The sequence below is a fragment of the Inhella sp. genome (assembly GCF_041912635.1).
Taxonomy (GTDB): domain Bacteria; phylum Pseudomonadota; class Gammaproteobacteria; order Burkholderiales; family Burkholderiaceae_C; genus Inhella.
The window spans coordinates 107,894-125,394 of sequence record NZ_JAYRMO010000008.1 but is presented as its reverse complement, the minus strand read 5'-3'; the positions used below and the strand labels follow the sequence as shown (position 1 = coordinate 125,394).

Genomic DNA, 17,501 nt, shown 5'->3' with positions numbered 1-17,501 from the left:
TTTGCGCCGCTTTGCCTCCCTGACCGCCCCCCGCCTGCCGGGTCCTTCTTCCATGGAGCCCAACGGGCCGGCCCTGATCCGGGCACTTCTTGACAGGCAATCGACATGAGCATCCTGCACATCTCCCCCGACGCCCCCGTGCTCGTGCATGCCGCCGCCGCGCTGGTGCTCCATCTGCACATCGGTGCCGGCACGGTCGGCCTGCTGTCAGGTGCGGCCGCCTTCATGGTCCGCAAGGGTTCACGCGGGCACCGCCTGGCCGGCAACATCTTTGTCGTCTCCATGCTGATCATGGCCGCCATCGGCGCCGTGGTGGCGCCGTTTCTACCCACGCCCGAGAGGGCCTCTGTCATCGCTGGCGTGCTCACCTTTTACCTGGTGCTTAGCAGCTGGAGCGCCGTCAAACGCAAGCCGGGTCAGATCGGCGCCTACGACTACGGGCTGTTGTTGACCGCTTCGTCCGTGGTGGGCGCCAGCGCCTACCTGATGAGCCTGGCGGCCCAAAGCACCAGCGGAAAGCTGGACGGCCAGCCGGCCGCTGCCTTTGTGATGTTCATGATCATCGGCAGCCTGGCGGCGGTGGGCGATCTGCGGCTGATCCTGAAGCGAGGCGTCACGGGCGCGACGCGCCTGGCGCGACATCTGTGGCGCATGACCGTGGCGTTCTTCATCGCGGCCAATGCCCTGTTCCTGGGCCAGTCGCAGCTGTTCCCGAAGGCACTGCGGGGGTGGTTGTTTCTGCCGGCCCTGCTGATCCTGGGCTTGCTGCTCTATTGGCTGGGCCATGTCGGCCACGGCGCCTCCCGGCGCCGCAGCCGCACGCGCCTCCCTGGCGGCGCCGTCACCTGAATGTGACCGGCGACTTGATGAGGTCGATCACCCTGCTCGTGGAGAGCCACGAGGGCCAGGCGTTGCGGCTGGCCTTCGCGCTCTAGAGGTGATGAGACAGGGGCGCCCCCCCGGCTCAAGCCTCCACCACCGGCAAGTCCAGCTCGAAGAAGAAGCGGCTGCCGCGCTCGGGCGTGCTGTCGATGCGGATTTGCCCGCCCATCAGGCGGATCAGCTGCTGGCTGATGGACAGGCCCAGGCCGCTGCCCTCGCGGCGGCGCGGGCCCTCGCTGACCTGCTCAAAGGGCTGGAACAGGCGCGCCTGCTGGGCCTCGTTGAGGCCGGGGCCGCTGTCGGCCACCTCGAAGTACAGCAGCACGCGGCCGGGGGCGCTGGCCAGGCGCTGCACCTGCAGCTGCACATGGCCGCGGTCGGTGAACTTGACGGCGTTGGAGAGCAGGTTCAGCAGCACCTGGCGCAGGCGCTGGCCGTCCACCAGCACGCGCTCGGGCAGCTCGGGGTCGATCAGCAGCGCGTAGTCCAGGCCCTTCTGTTCGGCGCGCGGGCGCACGATGGCGCTGGAGAGCTCCAGCAGCGAACGCAGCTGCACGGTCTGTGGGTGCAGCTGCACGCGGCCGGCCTCGACGGCGGCCATGTCCAGCAGGTCGTTGATGAGCGCAAGCAAGTGCTCGCCGCTGTCCTGGATGAGGTTGAGCTTGCGGCGCGTCTCGGCGCCCAGGCTGCCGTCCAGATTGAGCAGCTGCGAGAAGCCCAGGATGGCGTTCAGCGGCGTGCGGAACTCGTGGCTCATCGTCGCCAGGAAGCGGCTCTTGGCCTGGTTGGCGGCCTCGGCCTTCTGCATCGCCTCCTTCAGCTCGGCGGTGCGCGCGGTCACCAGTTCTTCCAGGTGCTCGCGGTGCAAGGCCAGGGCCTGCTCGGCCATCTGGCGCTCGGTGATGTCGATGGCCAGGCCTTCGATGCGCACCGGGCGCGTGCCCTCGCGCACGCGGTGCAGTGAGATCTCGATCCAGCGCGGCTCGCCGGCCAGGGTCTCGATCAGCAGCGGCAGGCGCTGCACGCCACGCTGCTGGCGGTTCAGCATGCCGATGAGGCGGCGCAGGTCGCGCGGCGGCACATGGGCCAGGCGGCGCAGCGAGCGGCTGTGCGCCAGCGCGGCCTGCGGGCTGGCAAAGCCCAGCATCTGCGCCAGCGCCAGGTTCAAGTCCACCAGGCGGCCGCGGTGGTCGGTCTGGAAGATGCCCTCGCTGGCGTTCTCGAACAGGCTGCGGTAGCGCGCCTCGCTCTGGCGCAGCTCGTGCGTGGCGCTGGCCAGGCGCTCGCTCATGCGGTTGAACTGCTCGGTCAGCTCCCCCATCTCGTCCTGGCGCTCGACCTTCATGCGCGTGCCCAGATCGCCCGCCGCCACGCGCCGGGCCATCTCGCCCAGGCGCGCCATCGGGCCGCGCACCAAGTTGTTGACCCACCAGTAGCAGCCGATCACCAAGGCGGCCAGCACGGCCGAGAGCAGGCCGACGATGAAGCGCTGGGTGGTGCGCAGCTCGGCATCGATCTGCGCGGTGCTGACGACCAGACGTGCCGTGCCGACGCGAGACTGGCTGCCGCCGCTGGTGTAGGTGACGTCGAAGCGGCGCTCGATCAGCACCCCGGTATCGGCACTGCCGCGCTCCCGCGCGAGCGGGGGCGACTTGGTGTCGCTGGGCTGCACCTCGACCCGGCTGACCTCGGGGTCGCTCATCAGGGTGTCGAGGATGGCCCCCGCCGCCGCCATGTCCAGATTCCACAGCGGCGGCGCCAGGCCATTGGCCGCCAGCGCGGCGAGGCGGGTCTGGCGCGCCTCCAGCCCGAGCCGGAGCTTGCGCGCCTCGGTGACCGACCACAGCCCGCCCCCGGCCAGCCCGATCAGGGCCGCGGCCAGAGCCAGGCCCAGGGCCAGGCGGGAGCGCAGGCTGGTGACGGCCACGGTGCGCGAGGCTCAGGCCACCTTCTTGGCGGGGGCCTTGCGCGGCGCCTTGGCGGCGCGCGGCTCGAACTCGAAGTTCACCTTGCCGGCCTTGCCGTCCCACACCAGCTTGGCCTTGAACTTGCGACGCGTGCGGTTGGAGACGAAGTTCTCCAGGAAATCGGTGCCGCCCTCGTGCAGCAGCTTGCCCATCTGCGCGCGCTCCACCGGCTGGGTCAGGATCACCTTGCCGCTCTTGAAGTCGCAGGTGATGTGCGCACCCACGGCGTGCTCGCAGACGTAGTTGGCGCCATGCTCGTAGACATGGCCCTTGCACTTGGGGCAAGCGCCCAGGCTTTCCTGATCGCTGAAGTCGACCGGCTCGCCGTCGTCCTTGTTCTTGTCGTCGCCGAAGTCGAACTCAAGCTTCCAGTTCTTGATCTCGTCGTCGAACACCAGCTGCAGCTCGGCCGTGAAGGGGCGGCCCAGGCGCGAGCGGAAGCCCTCCAGCGGGCCGATGCGCTTGGCTTGCAGGAACGCTTCCACCTCGGCCAGCTCGAAGCTGCGGCCGCCGGGGATCTTGGTGATCGAGAACTCGCACTTCGTGCAGGCAAAGCGGCGGTAGTTCTCCTTCACCACGCCGCCGCAGCTCGGGCAGGGGGTCTGGAGCGTCGCGTAATCGCCCGGGATGGTGTCGCGGTCGTAGCTCTTAGCCTTGGCCACCACGCGCTCGGCCATCTTGGCGATGTCGGCCATGAAGGCCTCGCGGCTGAGCTTGCCCTTCTCCATCTGCGCCAGCTGGTATTCCCACTGGCCAGTCAGTTCGGGCTGGGTCAGTTCCTCCACTTCCAGGCCGCGCAGCAGGGTCATCAGCTGGAAGGCCTTGGCGGTGGGGATGAGGTCGCGGCCCTCGCGCAGCATGTATTTCTCGGTGATCAGGCCTTCGATGATGGCGGCGCGCGTGGCCGGGGTGCCCAGGCCGCGCTCGGCCATGGCTTCGCGCAGCTCGTCGTCGTCCACCAGCTTGCCCGCGCCCTCCATCGCCCCCAGCAGGGTGGCTTCGTTGTAGCGCGCCGGCGGCTTGGTCTGCAGGCCCTTCACGTCCACGCTCTCCACGCGCACTTTTTCGCCGGGCGCCACCGGCACCAGGGTGGCGTCGTCGTCCTGCGCTTCCTTGCCGTAGATGGCCAGCCAGCCGGGGTTGACCAGCACCTTGCCATTGGTCTGGAAACGGTGGCCGGCGGCCTCGGAGATGCGCGTCGTGACCTGGAACTCGGCGGCCGGGAAGAACACCGCCAGGAAGCGCTTGACCACCAGCTCGTACAGCTTGGCCTCGGCCTCACTCAGGCCGCCGGGCGGCTGCAGGGTCGGGATGATGGCGAAGTGGTCGCTGACCTTGGTGTTGTCGAACACCTTCTTGGTGGGCTTGATGTAGCCCTGCTTCAGCGCCGTGGCCGCATGCACGCCCAGGCCCGCCGGGTTGGCGTCCTTGAGCATCTCGGCGGTCTGCTTGGCCACGGCCAGGTAATCCTCGGGCAAGTGCCGGCTGTCGGTACGCGGGTAGGTCAGGGCCTTGTGCTTTTCGTACAGGGCCTGGGCCAGGGCCAGCGTGGTCTTGGCGCTGAAGCCGAAGCGGCCGTTGGCCTCGCGCTGCAGGCTGGTCAGATCGAACAGGGCCGGGCTGGCCTGGGTGCTGGGCTTGCTCTCCTCCGTCACCGTGGCGGGCTGGCCCTTGACGGCAGCGGCGATGGCCAAGGCGGCGGCCTGGTCCCAGAGCCGGTCGGCACGCGCCTCGGGGTCATCGCCCTTCTTGAAGTCCGGCTGGATGTACTTGCCCTCGTACTGGCCGGCCACGGCGTCAAACTGGGCGCGCACCTCCCAGTAGTCGCGCGCCACGTGCTTGCGGATCTTTTCCTCGCGCTCCACCACGATGGAGAGCGTGGGCGTCTGCACCCGGCCCACGGTGGTGAGGAAGAAGCCGCCGTCGCGGCTGTTGAAGGCCGTCATGGCGCGGGTGCCGTTGATGCCGACCAGCCAGTCGGCCTCGGAGCGGCAGCGCGCGGCCTCGGCCAGGGGCATCAGCTCGGCGTCGCTGCGCAGCTTGGCAAAGCCGTCGCGGATGGCCTGCGGCGTCATGCTCTGCAGCCACAGGCGCTCGATCTTCTTCTCGAACTTGCCGCGGGCCGGCTGCGCGTACTGCACGATCAAGCGGAAGATCAGCTCCCCCTCGCGGCCCGCGTCACAGGCGTTGATGATGTGCTCGACATCCTTGCGCCGGATCAGCTTGACCAGGGCGTTGAGCCGGCTCTTGCTCTTGTCGATCGGCTGCAGGTCGAAGTGCGGCGGAATGACCGGCAGGTTGGCGAAGCTCCATTTGCCGCGCTTGGGGTCCACGCCCTCGGGCGCGGCGATCTCCACCAGGTGGCCGACGGCCGAGCTGACGATGTAGTGATCGTTCTCGTGGTACTCGTCGTGCTTCTCGAACTTGCCGCTCTGGGGCGTCAGGGCGCGCACGATGTCCAGCGCGACGGACGGCTTCTCGGCAATGACCAGGGTCTTCAGGCTCATGGGTTCTTCGCTGTGTTGGATGGGGGCTGCTGCACAATCCGCGGCCTCGCGTGCACGCACACACGCGCGCGCACCCCTGAATTCACTATACGAATCGTTTCATGGCTTCTTCGCTGCCCCGTCGCATCCAGGTTCGCCGCTCCGGCGTGCACGGCCGCGGCGTCTATGCGGTGGGGCCCATCGCCGCGGGCGAGCGCATCATTGAATACAAGGGCGAGCGCATCAGCGACGCCGAGGCGGACGAGCGCCACCCGGCCGACCCGAAGGAGCCGCACCACACCTTCTACTTCTCGTTGGAAGGCGGCGGCGTCATCGACGCCCGCTTCGGTGGCAACAGCGCGCGCTGGATCAACCACAGCTGCGACCCGAACTGCGAGGCCAACGAGATCGAGGGCCGCGTCTTCATCCATGCCCTGCGCGACCTGGAGCCCGGCGAGGAGCTGTTCTACGACTACCAGCTGGTGGTGGACGAGCGCTACACGGCCAAGCTCAAGCGCCAGTACCTGTGCCTGTGCGGGGCGCCGACTTGCCGCGGCACCATGCTCGCCCCCAAGCGATGAGCACACTGGACTGGGGCCTGCCCGCCCTGCGCCAGGCGCTGGGACCTGGCGTCGAGCTGGAATGGCTGGCCCGCTGCGGCTCCACCAATACCGAACTGCTGGAACGCGCCCGCGCCGGCCTGGCGCGCCCCTGCGTGCTGGTGGCCGAGCAGCAGGACGCCGGCCGCGGCCGCCTGGGCCGCCAGTGGCAGAGCTGGCCAGGCGCCTCGCTGACGGTGTCGATCGCCTGGCCCTGGGGCACGGCGCCGCTGGAAGGGTTGTCGCTGGCCGTGGGTGCGGCCCTGGCCGAGGCGCTGGACGCCCGCGTGCAGCTGAAGTGGCCGAACGACCTCTGGTTCGAGCGCCGCAAGCTCGGCGGCATCCTGATCGAGACCGTGGCCCAGGGCGGCAGTCCGCGCGCCCTGGTGCTGGGCGTGGGCCTGAACATCGCCCCGCCGCCGGCCGACGTGGGCCTGCCCAGCGCCGGCCTGCAGCAGCTGGACCCGCGCTGGAGCGCCCCCACCGCCCTGGCCACCGCGGCCCCGGTGCTGGTGGATCTGCTGCAGGGCTGGCAGGGCTTTGCGCCCTGGCAGGCCCGCTATGCGGCGCGCGACGCCCTGCGCGGCCTGCCGCTGGAACTGAGCGGCGTGCAGGGCCTGGGTGAAGGCGTGAGCCGCAGTGGCGAGCTGCTGCTGCGCGATGCCCAGGGCCAGCTGCATGCGCTGGCCTCGGGCGAGGCCCAGCTGCGCTGGGGAAGCCCATCATGATGCGCGCCTGGCTGCTGGTGCTGCTGCTGGCCAACGGCCTGCTCTGGGCCTGGGGCGCGGGCTGGCTGGGGCCGCGCAGCCAGGGCGAGCAGCGCGAACCTGAGCGCCTGGCCGCACAGTTCCACCCCGAGCGCCTGAAGCTGCTGGATGCCGCGCAGGCCGAGGCCCTGCGCCGCGCCCCGCCGCTGTGCCGCATGCTCGGCCCCTTCGCCGACGAGGCCGCCTGGCAGGCCGCCGAGGCCGCGCTGCGCAGCGAGCTCAACCTGCCCGTGGGCCAGTGGCGCCATGAAACCCGGCCGCAGGCCGCGCAATGGGGCGTGCTGAGCCGCATGGCCGCCGACACCGCCGACCTGGAGCGCAAACGCGGCGTGCTGGAGCGCGCCCAGCTCAAGCCGCGCGGCGTGAACGTGCCGGGTGAGAGCAGCCCCAGCCTGCTGGTGGCGCGCTTCGACAGCGAAGAAGCCGCCAAGGCCGAGGCCGAGCGCCTGCGCGAAACCAAGAACCTGCGCGCGTTGCGCGTGGCTGAGCTGCGGCCCTCGCAGACCCAGCATTGGCTGCGCGTCAGCGCCTGGCCGGCCGAAAAGCTGATGGCCAAGCACCCCAGCTGGGGCCCCGGCCCGATGGCCTGCCCCGGCGCGGGTGTGGCGCCTGCCGCCCCACCGGCCTCGGAGGCGGCCCCGGCCGCTGCCGCGCCGGCCTCCGCGACCTGATTCAGCGCCGCCGGCCCAGAGCGGCCAGCGCGGCCACCAAGCCGAGCAGGCTCCAGGGCCCGCTGCTGCCGCCACCGCCGCCGCTGCTGGGCGGCGGCGCCGGCGTGGGGCTGGGCGCGGGTGCCGGTGGCGGTGCCGGAGGCAAGGGCACGGCTGCCACGGCGGCGCGTGCATCCAGCATGCCCGCGCCACAGGTGCTGGTGTTGCAGTAGCACTCCAGCACCTCGGTACCGCTCTTGGGCGCCGGGCATTGCTGCGTGGAGGCCTCGCTGCCCGTGCTGGGGTAGGGGCGTGCCGTGCTGCGCAGCAGGGTGCGCACCTCGTCGGGCGTCAGCGCCGGGTTGCGCGCCAGCATCAGGGCCACGGTGCCAGCCACCAGGGGGGTGGCGAAGCTGGTGCCCACCGCCGCCGCGCTGTCGCTGTAGCCATTCAGGCCCGGACCCTGGCTGCCGCCATTGGTGGTGGACAGCAGCGGGTACAGGCAGGCCCCCTGCAGGTTCACGCAATTGCCGCCCGGCGCGCCGATCGCCACCTCGGGCCCCATGCTGGAAAAGCCCACCTTGGTGCCGATGTGGCGCAGACCGGTCACCGCCAGGGCGCCGGGGCAGTTGGCCGGGCTGTCCACCGGTTCGCCGGTGCTGTTGCCGGCCGCCACCACCACCACCGCGCCGCGCGTGTTGGCCAGTGCGATGGCCTCGGTGTAGAGCTTGCCGTCTTCGCCTGTGCAGGGCCCGACGCCGCCCAGGCTGAGGTTCAGCACCCGCGCCGGGTTGGCGTTCACGGGCAGGCCCGGCACCGCCGCACCCACCGCCCACTTGATGCCGGCCACGATGTCGCTGTCGTAGCCGCCGCATTTGCCGAGCACGCGCACGGGCACGATCTTGCTGTTCCAGCTGGTGCCGGCAATGCCGATGCCGTTGTTGCCCGCCGCCGCCACCAGGCCGGCCACATGGGTGCCGTGCCAGCTGCTGGGGGAGATGTCGTCGCTGGTGCAACTGGAGCCCAAGCGGCGGCTGTCCACATCGGCCTGCGAGACCCAGTCGCCCGGGTCGCTGGCGTCGGCATCGGCGAGGTCACCGTCATTGGCCACCGCCTGCACGATGCTGCCGGTGTTGTCGCCCGTGCCGATCATGTCGTAGCCGGGCAGCAGGTTGGCGGCCAGGTCGGGGTGGTCGTAGCGCACGCCGGTGTCCAGCACCGCCACGGCGATGCTGGGCGAGCCCACGGTCAAGTCCCAGGCGCCTTCGGCATTGATGGCCGAGGCCACCGCGCCGCTGGGCGCCTTCAGGTACCACTGACCCTGGCCGGTGCCACCGCTGGCGTAGAGCGCGTCATTGGGCACGGCGCTGTGGCGGCGGATGCGGTCCACCACCACGAACTCGACCTCGGGGTCCTGCGCCAGGCGCTGGCGCAGCGTGGCCGAATCCATGCCACTGGCGCGCACGACATGGGTGCGGGCGTCCAGGCTGCGGCCGGCGCGCAGCAGCGGCAGGGCGGCGCGCTGGGCCAGGCGGTCGGCGCGGCGCTGGGCCACGTCCTGCACCTCGTAGGCGGCGGCGCGCTCGCGCCAGGCCTTGGCCTTGACGCCGGGCGAGTCGGCCTTCAGGCGCACGATCACGCGCCCTTCCAGGCTGGCCTGGGCCAGGGCGGGCGTCGAACAAAGGCCCAGCAGGGCCAGGGCAGCCAGGAGTTGCGAGGGACGGGGCATGGTGGGGGGCGGGGGCGAAGTGAGCGGCCAGTGTGCAAGAAAAAGCCCCGCAGGCATTGCGCCTGCGGGGCTTTACGAAACGGAAAGCGGGGTGGCTCAGCCAGCGACCACGCGCACCATTTCCAGGCACTTGTTCGAGTAGCCCCACTCGTTGTCGTACCAGCTCACCACCTTGATGAAGGTGCTGTCCAGCGCGATGCCGGCTTCGGCATCGAACACCGAGGTGCAGGGCTCGCCGCGGAAGTCGGTGGCCACCACCTTGTCCTCGGTGTAGCCCAGCACGCCCTTCAGTGCGCCCTGGCTCTGCGCCTTCATCTCGGCGCAGATCTCGGCGTAGCTGGCGGGGTTGTTCAGTTCGACGGTCAGGTCGACGACCGAGACATCGCTGGTCGGCACGCGGAAGCTCATGCCGGTCAGCTTCTTGTTCAGCTCGGGGATCACCACGCCCACGGCCTTGGCGGCACCGGTGCTGCTGGGGATGATGTTTTCCAGAATGCCGCGGCCGCCGCGCCAGTCCTTGTTGCTCGGACCGTCGACGGTCTTCTGCGTGGCGGTGGCGGCGTGCACGGTGGTCATCAGGCCGCGCTTGATGCCCCACTTGTCGTTCAGCACCTTGGCCACCGGGGCCAGGCAGTTGGTGGTGCAGCTGGCGTTGGAAATGATGGCCTGGCCGGCGTAGCTCTTGTCGTTGACGCCGAACACGAACATCGGCGTGTCGTCCTTGCTCGGCGCCGACAGGATGACCTTCTTGGCGCCGGCGGCCAGGTGCTTCTCGGCGGTTTCCTTGGTCAGGAACAGGCCCGTGGATTCGATGACCACATCGGCGCCCACTTCGTTCCACTTCAGGTTGGCGGGGTCCTTCTCGGCCGTCAGGCGGATCTTCTTGCCGTTCACCACCAGGGTGTTGCCCTCGACGGCCACATCGCCCTTGAAGCGGCCATGCACGCTGTCGTAGGTCAGCATGTAGGCCAGGTAATCGGGTTCGAGCAGGTCATTGATGCCGACGATCTCGATGTCCTTGAAATTCGCGATGGCGGCGCGGAACACCATGCGACCGATGCGGCCGAAGCCGTTGATGCCAACCTTGATGGTCATGAGGAGACTCCTTGGGGGGACGGTGGGGGATTGAGCCTCACCACGCCGCAAGGGATGGTGAGGTTGATGCGCGAATTGAAGAGCTCGTTCTCTTGCCGCGGGTCGCGCCAGTTCATGGGCAGCTGACTCAGCCAACGCAGGAAGGCCAGCCGATTGGGGTCGGGGCGGCCGATTTCACTGACAGCATTCGGCAGGAGCGGTTGCCGCAAGTTGACGGCCAGCTTGAAGGGGCAGGCCATGGTGTTCAGGTCGAAGTCGGCCGTCAGCTTGTCCACATTCTTGACCATGCCCAGGAACTCCCTCAGCCCCAGCTCGGTGCGAGTCAGCACATGGCGCCCGGTCGCATTGCCGGGGTCCAGGTGGAACGATTGCTCGAACTCGAATGGCGGGTCACCTGCCTTGCGGCAAGGCATGCGGTAGCGCACCAGGTATTCCTTGACGGCCTGCTCGGCCCTGGAGTCGCCGGTGCTGTACAGGAAGCGAACCTCGGGGGCCTCCGCCGTGTCGAAGCGTGCGTGCGCAATCACGTGCTGAATGCGCGAGGAGGACATCACCGGCCGGTAGTCCGGACCTTCCCGCGGCATCACCACGCAGGGATCGGCGGCGTCGCCGACGACCAGGGGCATGGGCTCGGGATCCGAATTCGGGCTGAACTCCATTTCCTGCACGGCCTCGATCGGAGGGTCTCCCTCCTGCAGGCAAGGCAGCCGGTAGGCCTCCAGGTAATCGAAGGCCAGCTCCTGCATGCTGGCGTCGGCCAAGGCGTAGAGCACCTCAATCTTGGGCTTGGCACGGTTCGGCTCGAAGCGGAGCTTGACGCGCAGCATGCCGCGCCGCCCGTCGTACTTATGCCGCGCCGGGAAGTCCGGCTTGGCGGCCGGCCGCTGCAGGCAGGCCAGGCGCTCGGCGATGCGCGGATCCGGCAGCGCCGTGGTGCTGGCCTGTGCGCCTCCCGCAAGGGAGGCCAACAGAACCAGCGTTGAAAACATCGTCTTCTTGTTCATGAGCCTCCCTTTTCCTGAGCGAACGCTTCAGCGCTTCTTCTTCAGCACCGCCTTGACGGTGGCCACGACGTTCTCCGCCGTGAAGCCGAAGTGCTTGAACAGCACATTGCCAGGGGCGGATTCGCCGTAGCGGTCCAGGCCGATGACGGCGTCGACGCCGTACTTCCACCAGCCGTCGGTCACGCCGGCCTCGATGGCCACACGCGGCAGGCCCTTGGGCAACACGGCCGCCTTGTACTTGGCGTCCTGGCGGTCGAACACCGAGGTCGAGGGCATGGAGACCACGCGCACCGCGATGCCTTCGGCCGCCAGCTGCTGCTGGGCATGCAGGGCCCACTGCACTTCCGAACCGGTGGCGACGATGACGGCCTGGGCCTTCTTCTTCAGACCCACCTCGCGGGGCTCGGCCAGCACGTAGGCGCCACGCGCCATCAGGCCCAGATCGGCCTTGGGGGCGTAGGGCAGGTTCTGGCGGCTCAGCAGCAACGCGCTGGGGCCGTCCTGGCGGGCGATCGCCGCCGCCCAGGCCATCGCGGTCTCGGCGGTGTCGGCCGGGCGCCAGACATCCAGGCCGGGGATCAGGCGCAGGCTGGCGGCATGCTCGATCGACTGGTGGGTCGGGCCGTCCTCACCCAGGCCGATGGAGTCGTGCGTGAACACATGCACCACGCGGCGCTTCATCAGCGCGGCCATGCGGATGGCGTTGCGCGAGTAGTCGCTAAAGGTCAGGAAGGTGCCGCCGTAGGGGATGTAGCCGCCGTGCAGGGCCACGCCGTTCATGATGGCGGCCATGCCGAACTCGCGCACGCCGTAGTTGATGTGGCGGCCACCGTTCGGGGCGGCGCCATCAAAGCGCAGGGCCGGCGTGCTCTTGGTGTTGGTGAGGTTGGAGCCGGTCAGGTCGGCGCTGCCGCCCAGCAGTTCGGGCAGGGCGGCGGTGAAGGCTTCCAGCGCCAGCTGGCTGGCCTTGCGGCTGGCCACCGTCTCAGCCTTGCTGTCGGTCTCGGCCAGCAGGTCGGCCACCAGCTTGGCGTAGCTTTCCGGCAGTTCGCCGGCCATGCGGCGCTGGTACTCGGCGGCCAGTTGCGGGTGCTTCTTGGCGTAGCCGTCGAAGGCCTTCTGCCACTTTTCCTGCGCCTTGGCGCCAGCCTTCTTGGCGTCCCAATCGGCGTAGACGGCGGCGGGGATGACGAAGGGCTCGTGGCTCCAGCCCAGGGCCTCGCGGGTCAGCTTGATTTCGTCCGGGCCCAGGGCCTCGCCGTGCGCCTTGGCGGTGCCGGCGCGGTTCGGGCTGCCTTGGCCGATGACGGTCTTGGCGCGGATCAGCGTGGGCTTCTCGGTGCTGGCCTTGGCCTGCTCCAGCGCGGCGGCCATGGCCTTGACGTCGTGGCCATCGACCGGGCCGATGACGTTCCAGCCATAGGCCTCGAAACGCTTGCTGACGTCATCGATGTACCAGGGGGCGACCTGGCCGTCGATGCTGATGCCGTTGTCGTCGTACACGGCCACCAGCTTGTTCAGCTTCCAGGCGCCGGCCAGCGCGCAGGCCTCGTGGCTCACGCCTTCCATCATGCAACCGTCACCCAGGAAGACATAGGTGTGGTGGTCGACGATGCTGTGGCTGGGGCGGTTGAATTCGGCGGCCAGCAGCTTCTCGGCCAGCGCCATGCCCACGGCATTGGCGATGCCCTGGCCCAGCGGGCCGGTGGTGGTCTCGACGCCGGGGGTCACGTCCACTTCGGGGTGACCGGGGGTCTTGCTGTGCAGCTGGCGGAAGGCCTTGAGTTCGCTGATCGGCAGCTCGTAGCCGGTCAGGTGCAGCAGCGCGTAGATCAGCATCGAGCCGTGGCCGTTGCTCAGCACGAAGCGGTCGCGGTTGCTCCACTTCGGGTCGGCCGGGTTGTGCTTCAGGGCACCGCCCCAGAGCGCGACGGCGCATTCGGCCATGCCCATGGGGGCGCCGGGGTGGCCGGAGTTGGCGGCTTGGACGGCGTCCATCGCCAGCGCGCGAATTGCGTTGGCCATCAAGGCGGTGTTCTGGGGCATGGTGGGGGTGGGGGTGAATCAGGGAAAACCTGCGATTTTAGGGAGTGCCCGCTCAAGGCCAGACGAAGCCTGGCGCGACACTTCCGGGCATGTCGATTCCGCACGCCCTGATCACCTGCGCCGGCCGCGGCGAGCGCATGCGCCCGCTCACCGATCGCACCCCCAAGCCCCTGCTGGAAGTGAAGGGCAAGCCGCTGGTGGTCTGGCATCTGGAGGCGCTGGCGCGCGCTGGTGTGCGTGAGGTGGTCATCAACACCGCCTGGCTGGAGGAGCAGTTCCCCGCCGCGCTGGGCGACGGGGCGCGCTGGGGCCTGCACATCCGCTACTCGATGGAAGGGCGCGAGCATGGCGGCGCGCTGGAAACCGCGGGCGCCATCGCCACCGCGCTGCCGCTGCTGGTGTCGCAGCCCGAGCAGCCCTTCTGGTACGTCTCGGGCGATGTCTACGTGCCGGGTTTCGAGTTCCCGAGCGCAGCGCTGCAGCGCTTCGAGGCCGCGCCGCAGCAGCTCGCGCATCTGTGGCTGGCGCCGAACGCGCCGCACCACCCGCAGGGCGATTTCGGCATCGACGACCAAGGCCTGGCGCGCTCGCGCGCGGCCGGCTTCACGGGGCCCTGTCTGACCTGGGCCAGCCTGGGCCTGATGCGCGCTGGCCTGGTGGAGGGCCTGCGCCCCGGCCAGCGCGAGGCCCTGCGGCCGCGCTTCGAAGCCGGCATCGCCGCGCAGCGCATCAGCGCCGAGCGCTTGGTCACGCCCTGGGTGGATGTCGGCACGCCCCAGCGCCTGGCGGAGTTGAACTCGGCATGAGCCGAGGCCTGCTGAGCCTCATGGGTGAGCGCTGGTGGGCGCCCGCCGTGCTGTGCGCCGCGCTGGCGCTGGGCGCACTGGCCTGGGCACTGGGCGGGGAGCGCAGCGCCTTGCTGACGCTGGGCGTCAGCGGCGTGCTGGGCCTGGGCCTGCTGTGCGCGCGCGAGCGCCATCTGCTGAGCCGGCTTTCCACCGGCCCGGAGGCGATGGCGGCGCTGGACATCGCGCTGCTGATCCTGGACGCCGAGGACCGCCTGCGCTGGTGCAGCCCGGCCTTTGTGCGTCTCTACCCCGGCCTGGAGGGCGAGCTGCGGCGCGGCATGCCCTATGCGGACATGGCGCGCCTGGCCGTGCTGAGCGGCTCCATCGACCCCGGCCCGGAAGGTCTGGACGCCTGGCTGGCCGAGCGCCTGGCCCGCCACGCGCGCACCGGGCCGGCGGGCGACAGCTGGCAGCAGCAGATGCAGGACGGCCGCGTGCTGCAGGTGCTGGAGCGTCGCACCGCCAGCGGTGGCTGGGCCAGCCTGCGCTTTGATGTGACCGAACTGGTGCAGGCCCAGGAGGCGCTGCGCCGGGCGCGCGACGAGGCCCATGCCAGCAACGAGATGCTGACCGAGGCCCTGGAGGCCATGCCCGCCGGCTTCGAGATCTGGGGCCCGGACGACCGCCTGCTGCGCGCCAACGAGCGCGTGCGCCAGCAATACCCGCCCACCGCGCACCTGCTGCAGCCCGGCGTCTCCTTCGAGGCCGTGGTGCGCGCCTCGCTGGCCTCGGGCGCCATCGCCTCGGCACGCGGGCGCGAGTCCGAATGGCTGGGCGAACGCCTGGCCCAGCGCGGGCGCCTGGGCCGCCCCTTCCTGCAGGACTACCAGGGCCGCTGGATCTCGGTGGAGGAGCGTCGCATGCCCTCCGGGCGGCTCGTCACCGTGCGCCAGGAAGTCACCGAACTGGTGGAGGCCCGCAATGCGCTGACGCAGGCGCGCCAGCTGGCCGAACAACGCCACCACCTGCTCGCGCACGCGCTCGACGCCCTGCCCATGGGGCTGGAAATCTTTGACCCCGAGGACCGCTACCTCTACGTCAACCGCACCTTCCGGGATTGGCACCCGCAGGTGGACTACAACCAGCTCATCGGCCAGACCTTCGAGCAGGCGGTGCGCCTGAGCCAACGCCTGGGTCTGCTGCCGCTCGAAGCGCGCGCCGATCCGGAGGCCTGGATTGCCGAGCGCGTGGCCTCGCATGGGCGCCGCACCGAACCCATGCTGCAGCACCGCCCCGACGGCAAGGTGCTGCTGACGCAGGAGATCCGCACCCCCGAGGGCTTCGTCGTCACGCTGCGTCAGGACGTCACGCAGCAGCTGGCGCGCGAGCGCGCGCTCGAAACCAGCCAGGCCCAGGTGCTGGCCATCGTGCAGACGGCTGGCGCCGCCATCCTCACGCTCGACCCGCAGGGTCGCCTGCGCTCGCTCAACCCCGCCGCCGAGGCCCTGTGGGGCTACCCGGCCGAGTCGCTCGTAGGCCAGCCGCTGGACCGCCTGCTGCAGGCCGAGGCGAACAGCGAGCTGGCCGGCCTGATGCGCGAGCACCTGCGCGGCCAGGGCAGCGCGCTGCTGGGCCCGCGCCGCGAGCTGCGCGCGCGCCACCGCGACGGTCACGCGATCCACATCCAGGCCGCCATCTCCGAGGTGCGCACCGCCGGCGACCACTTCTTCGTCGCCGTCGTCACCGACATCAGCGCCGCCAAGCACCTGGAAGCGGAGCTGCGCCTGGCCAACGAGCGCCTGGAGCAGCTCAGCCGCACCGACGCCCTCACCGAGCTGGCCAACCGCCGCCGGCTGATGGAGGCCCTGCAGGAGCTTTGGCAGCACTGCCTGCGCGAGCGCAAGCCCTTTGCGCTGCTGATGATCGACGTCGACCACTTCAAGCGGTACAACGACCACCATGGCCACCGCGCCGGTGACGCGGCGCTGCGGGCCGTGGCCGAGGTGCTGCGCGCCGCGGCGCGGCGCAGCACCGATGTGGTGGCCCGCTACGGCGGGGAGGAATTCGTGTTGCTGCTGGACGACTGCGATGCCGAGGGCGCGCTGCGGCGCGCCGAAGAAGTGCGCGCCGCGCTGCAGGCGCGCGCCCTGCCCCATGGCGCGGCGCCGCTCGGGCGCGTCAGCCTCTCCATCGGCGTCTACGCCCAGGTGCCGGAAGCCGGACGCCGCGCTGAAGACTGGCTGAGCCGCGCCGATGCCGCGCTCTACCGCGCCAAGGCGGCCGGGCGCGACCGCGTTGAGCGGGAAGACGACCCGGTGCGATGACCGTCGAGCAGGCGCTGCTGACCATGGTGGCCCTGCTGGCCACCACGGCCACGGCGCTCTGGGCCATCATCGGCGCGGCCCTGCGCATCGCCCCCTGGGCCTCGCTGCGCCTGATGGTGGCGAACCTGCTGCTCGGGCTCTCGGTCGCCACAGCCCTGCAGCGCGCGCAGGGGCCGAGCTGGCTGGCCTGGCCGGTCTCCGACCTTCTCGGCCTGCTGGCCTTCGTGCTGGCGCGCGAGGCCGTGCAGCGCCTGTTCCGCCGCCCGCGCAGCTGGCGCCTGGACGCCTCGCTGTGGTGCGCCGCCGCGCTGGTGTACGCCGCCCTGCCGCCCGATGCCAGCTCCACCGGCCCCTACACCCTGCTGTACTCGGGCTGCGTGGCCGTGTTCGCCGCCGGCCTGGCCTGGGACGTCTGGCAGGCCGCGCGGCAGGCCTTCGGCGCGCCCGCGGGCGCGGCGCTGGCCGCCCCGTTTGCGCTGCTGGTGCTGCTGATGGGGCTGCGCGGCGGCGCCCAGCTGCTGCGTCCGCCCGAGCTCGCGCCCGGCGACCCGCAGGGCCTGCTCTGGGCCTTCGTGGCGCTGACCTTGCTGCTCAACGTCAGCCTGATGGTCTGCGTGCTGGCGCGGCTGCTGATCGTCATCCGCCAGCGCGCCGAGCGCGACCCGCTCACCGGCCTCTCCAACCGCCGCCACTTCGAGCAAAGCCTGCGCCGCGAGCACGCGCGCGCCGTGCGCAGCAGCGAGCCCTACGCGCTGGTGCTGCTGGACCTGGACCACTTCAAGCAGGTCAACGACCAGCACGGCCACGACGGCGGCGATGCCGCGCTGCGCCATGTGGCGCGCCTGATGGAAGCCAGCCTACGCGAGTTCGACAGCCTGGGCCGGCTGGGCGGCGAGGAGTTCGCCCTGCTGCTGCCGGCCACCGATGCCGCCGGCGCGCAGGAAGTGGCCGAACGCCTGCGCGCCCGCTTGGCTTCCCTGCCGCTGGAACACCGCGGCCAGCAGATCCCCTTGAGCGCCAGCTTCGGCATCGCCATCGGCCAGGGCCATGGCAAGGGCCACGGGGGCGACGGCGCCGAGCTGTTCCGCCAGGCCGACCAGGCGCTCTACGCCGCCAAAACCGCCGGCCGCAACCAGGTCGCACTCGCCCCTTCCTGAAGCGCGG

13 protein-coding genes are annotated in these 17,501 nt (G+C 70.5%); 7 read left to right on the top strand and 6 right to left on the bottom strand.

Translation table 11 applies throughout. The annotated features are described in order from the left end of the window. The first annotated feature begins 105 nt into the window (after positions 1–105). Positions 106–849: a DUF2306 domain-containing protein gene (locus ACE3QP_RS06790; RefSeq protein WP_374434667.1), complete on the top strand. Its 744-nt coding sequence runs from the start codon at positions 106–108 to the stop codon at positions 847–849. Positions 850–964: 115 nt separating this feature from the next. Here ACE3QP_RS06790 and ACE3QP_RS06785 read toward each other — a convergent pair whose 3' ends face one another. Both ACE3QP_RS06785 and ACE3QP_RS06780 read right to left on the bottom strand, forming a co-directional pair. Next, positions 965–2,809 carry an ATP-binding protein gene (locus ACE3QP_RS06785; RefSeq protein ID WP_374434666.1) on the bottom strand — a complete coding sequence of 615 codons (1,845 nt, stop codon included), beginning with the start codon at positions 2,807–2,809 and terminating at the stop codon, positions 965–967. Positions 2,810–2,821: 12 nt separating this feature from the next. Next, positions 2,822–5,356 (bottom strand): DNA topoisomerase III, encoded by a 2,535-nt coding sequence (locus ACE3QP_RS06780; protein ID WP_374434664.1) that lies wholly within the window; start codon positions 5,354–5,356, stop codon positions 2,822–2,824. Positions 5,357–5,457: 101 nt separating this feature from the next. On the opposite strand from ACE3QP_RS06780, the gene ACE3QP_RS06775 reads away from it, so the two are divergent. The 3 genes from ACE3QP_RS06775 to ACE3QP_RS06765 are packed head-to-tail and all read left to right on the top strand — an operon-like array spanning position 5,458 to position 7,372. Beyond that, complete coding sequence (locus ACE3QP_RS06775) at positions 5,458–5,916, top strand: SET domain-containing protein (RefSeq protein WP_374434662.1); 459 nt, start codon at positions 5,458–5,460, stop codon at positions 5,914–5,916. Next, positions 5,913–6,662 carry a biotin--[acetyl-CoA-carboxylase] ligase gene (locus ACE3QP_RS06770; RefSeq protein ID WP_374434660.1) on the top strand — a complete coding sequence of 250 codons (750 nt, stop codon included), beginning with the start codon at positions 5,913–5,915 and terminating at the stop codon, positions 6,660–6,662. Before ACE3QP_RS06775 ends, ACE3QP_RS06770 begins: the two co-directional genes overlap by 4 nt. Further along, positions 6,659–7,372, top strand: coding sequence for a hypothetical protein (locus ACE3QP_RS06765; RefSeq protein WP_374434659.1), 714 nt, complete (start codon positions 6,659–6,661; stop codon positions 7,370–7,372). The genes ACE3QP_RS06770 and ACE3QP_RS06765 overlap by 4 nt, the downstream gene beginning before the upstream one ends. Position 7,373: 1 nt before the next feature. Here the strand turns inward: ACE3QP_RS06765 and ACE3QP_RS06760 are convergent, their stop codons facing one another. From ACE3QP_RS06760 to tkt, 4 genes are all read right to left on the bottom strand, one after another. After that, on the bottom strand, positions 7,374–9,080 hold the full coding sequence (locus tag ACE3QP_RS06760; protein WP_374434657.1) for a S8 family peptidase: 1,707 nt from the start codon (positions 9,078–9,080) through the stop codon (positions 7,374–7,376). Positions 9,081–9,176: 96 nt separating this feature from the next. Beyond that, the gene (gap, locus tag ACE3QP_RS06755; RefSeq protein WP_374434655.1) at positions 9,177–10,175 is read right to left on the bottom strand and encodes a type I glyceraldehyde-3-phosphate dehydrogenase; all 999 of its coding nucleotides are present in this window, start codon (positions 10,173–10,175) and stop codon (positions 9,177–9,179) included. Continuing rightward, on the bottom strand, positions 10,172–11,179 hold the full coding sequence (locus ACE3QP_RS06750; protein WP_374434654.1) for a hypothetical protein: 1,008 nt from the start codon (positions 11,177–11,179) through the stop codon (positions 10,172–10,174). The genes gap and ACE3QP_RS06750 overlap by 4 nt, the downstream gene beginning before the upstream one ends. A 27-nt stretch (positions 11,180–11,206) precedes the next feature. Continuing rightward, positions 11,207–13,225: a transketolase gene (gene tkt / locus ACE3QP_RS06745; RefSeq protein ID WP_374434652.1), complete on the bottom strand. Its 2,019-nt coding sequence runs from the start codon at positions 13,223–13,225 to the stop codon at positions 11,207–11,209. An 89-nt stretch (positions 13,226–13,314) separates the two neighbouring features. Between tkt and ACE3QP_RS06740 the strand changes: the two genes are divergently transcribed. The 3 genes from ACE3QP_RS06740 to ACE3QP_RS06730 are packed head-to-tail and all read left to right on the top strand — an operon-like array spanning position 13,315 to position 17,494. Then, positions 13,315–14,031 carry an NDP-sugar synthase gene (locus ACE3QP_RS06740; protein ID WP_374434650.1) on the top strand — a complete coding sequence of 239 codons (717 nt, stop codon included), beginning with the start codon at positions 13,315–13,317 and terminating at the stop codon, positions 14,029–14,031. Then, the gene (locus ACE3QP_RS06735; protein WP_374434648.1) at positions 14,028–16,337 is read left to right on the top strand and encodes a diguanylate cyclase; all 2,310 of its coding nucleotides are present in this window, start codon (positions 14,028–14,030) and stop codon (positions 16,335–16,337) included. The genes ACE3QP_RS06740 and ACE3QP_RS06735 overlap by 4 nt, the downstream gene beginning before the upstream one ends. Next, a complete protein-coding gene (locus tag ACE3QP_RS06730; RefSeq protein WP_374434647.1) occupies positions 16,334–17,494 on the top strand; it encodes a diguanylate cyclase in 1,161 nt (386 codons plus the stop codon). The genes ACE3QP_RS06735 and ACE3QP_RS06730 overlap by 4 nt, the downstream gene beginning before the upstream one ends. Positions 17,495–17,501 lie beyond the last annotated feature (7 nt).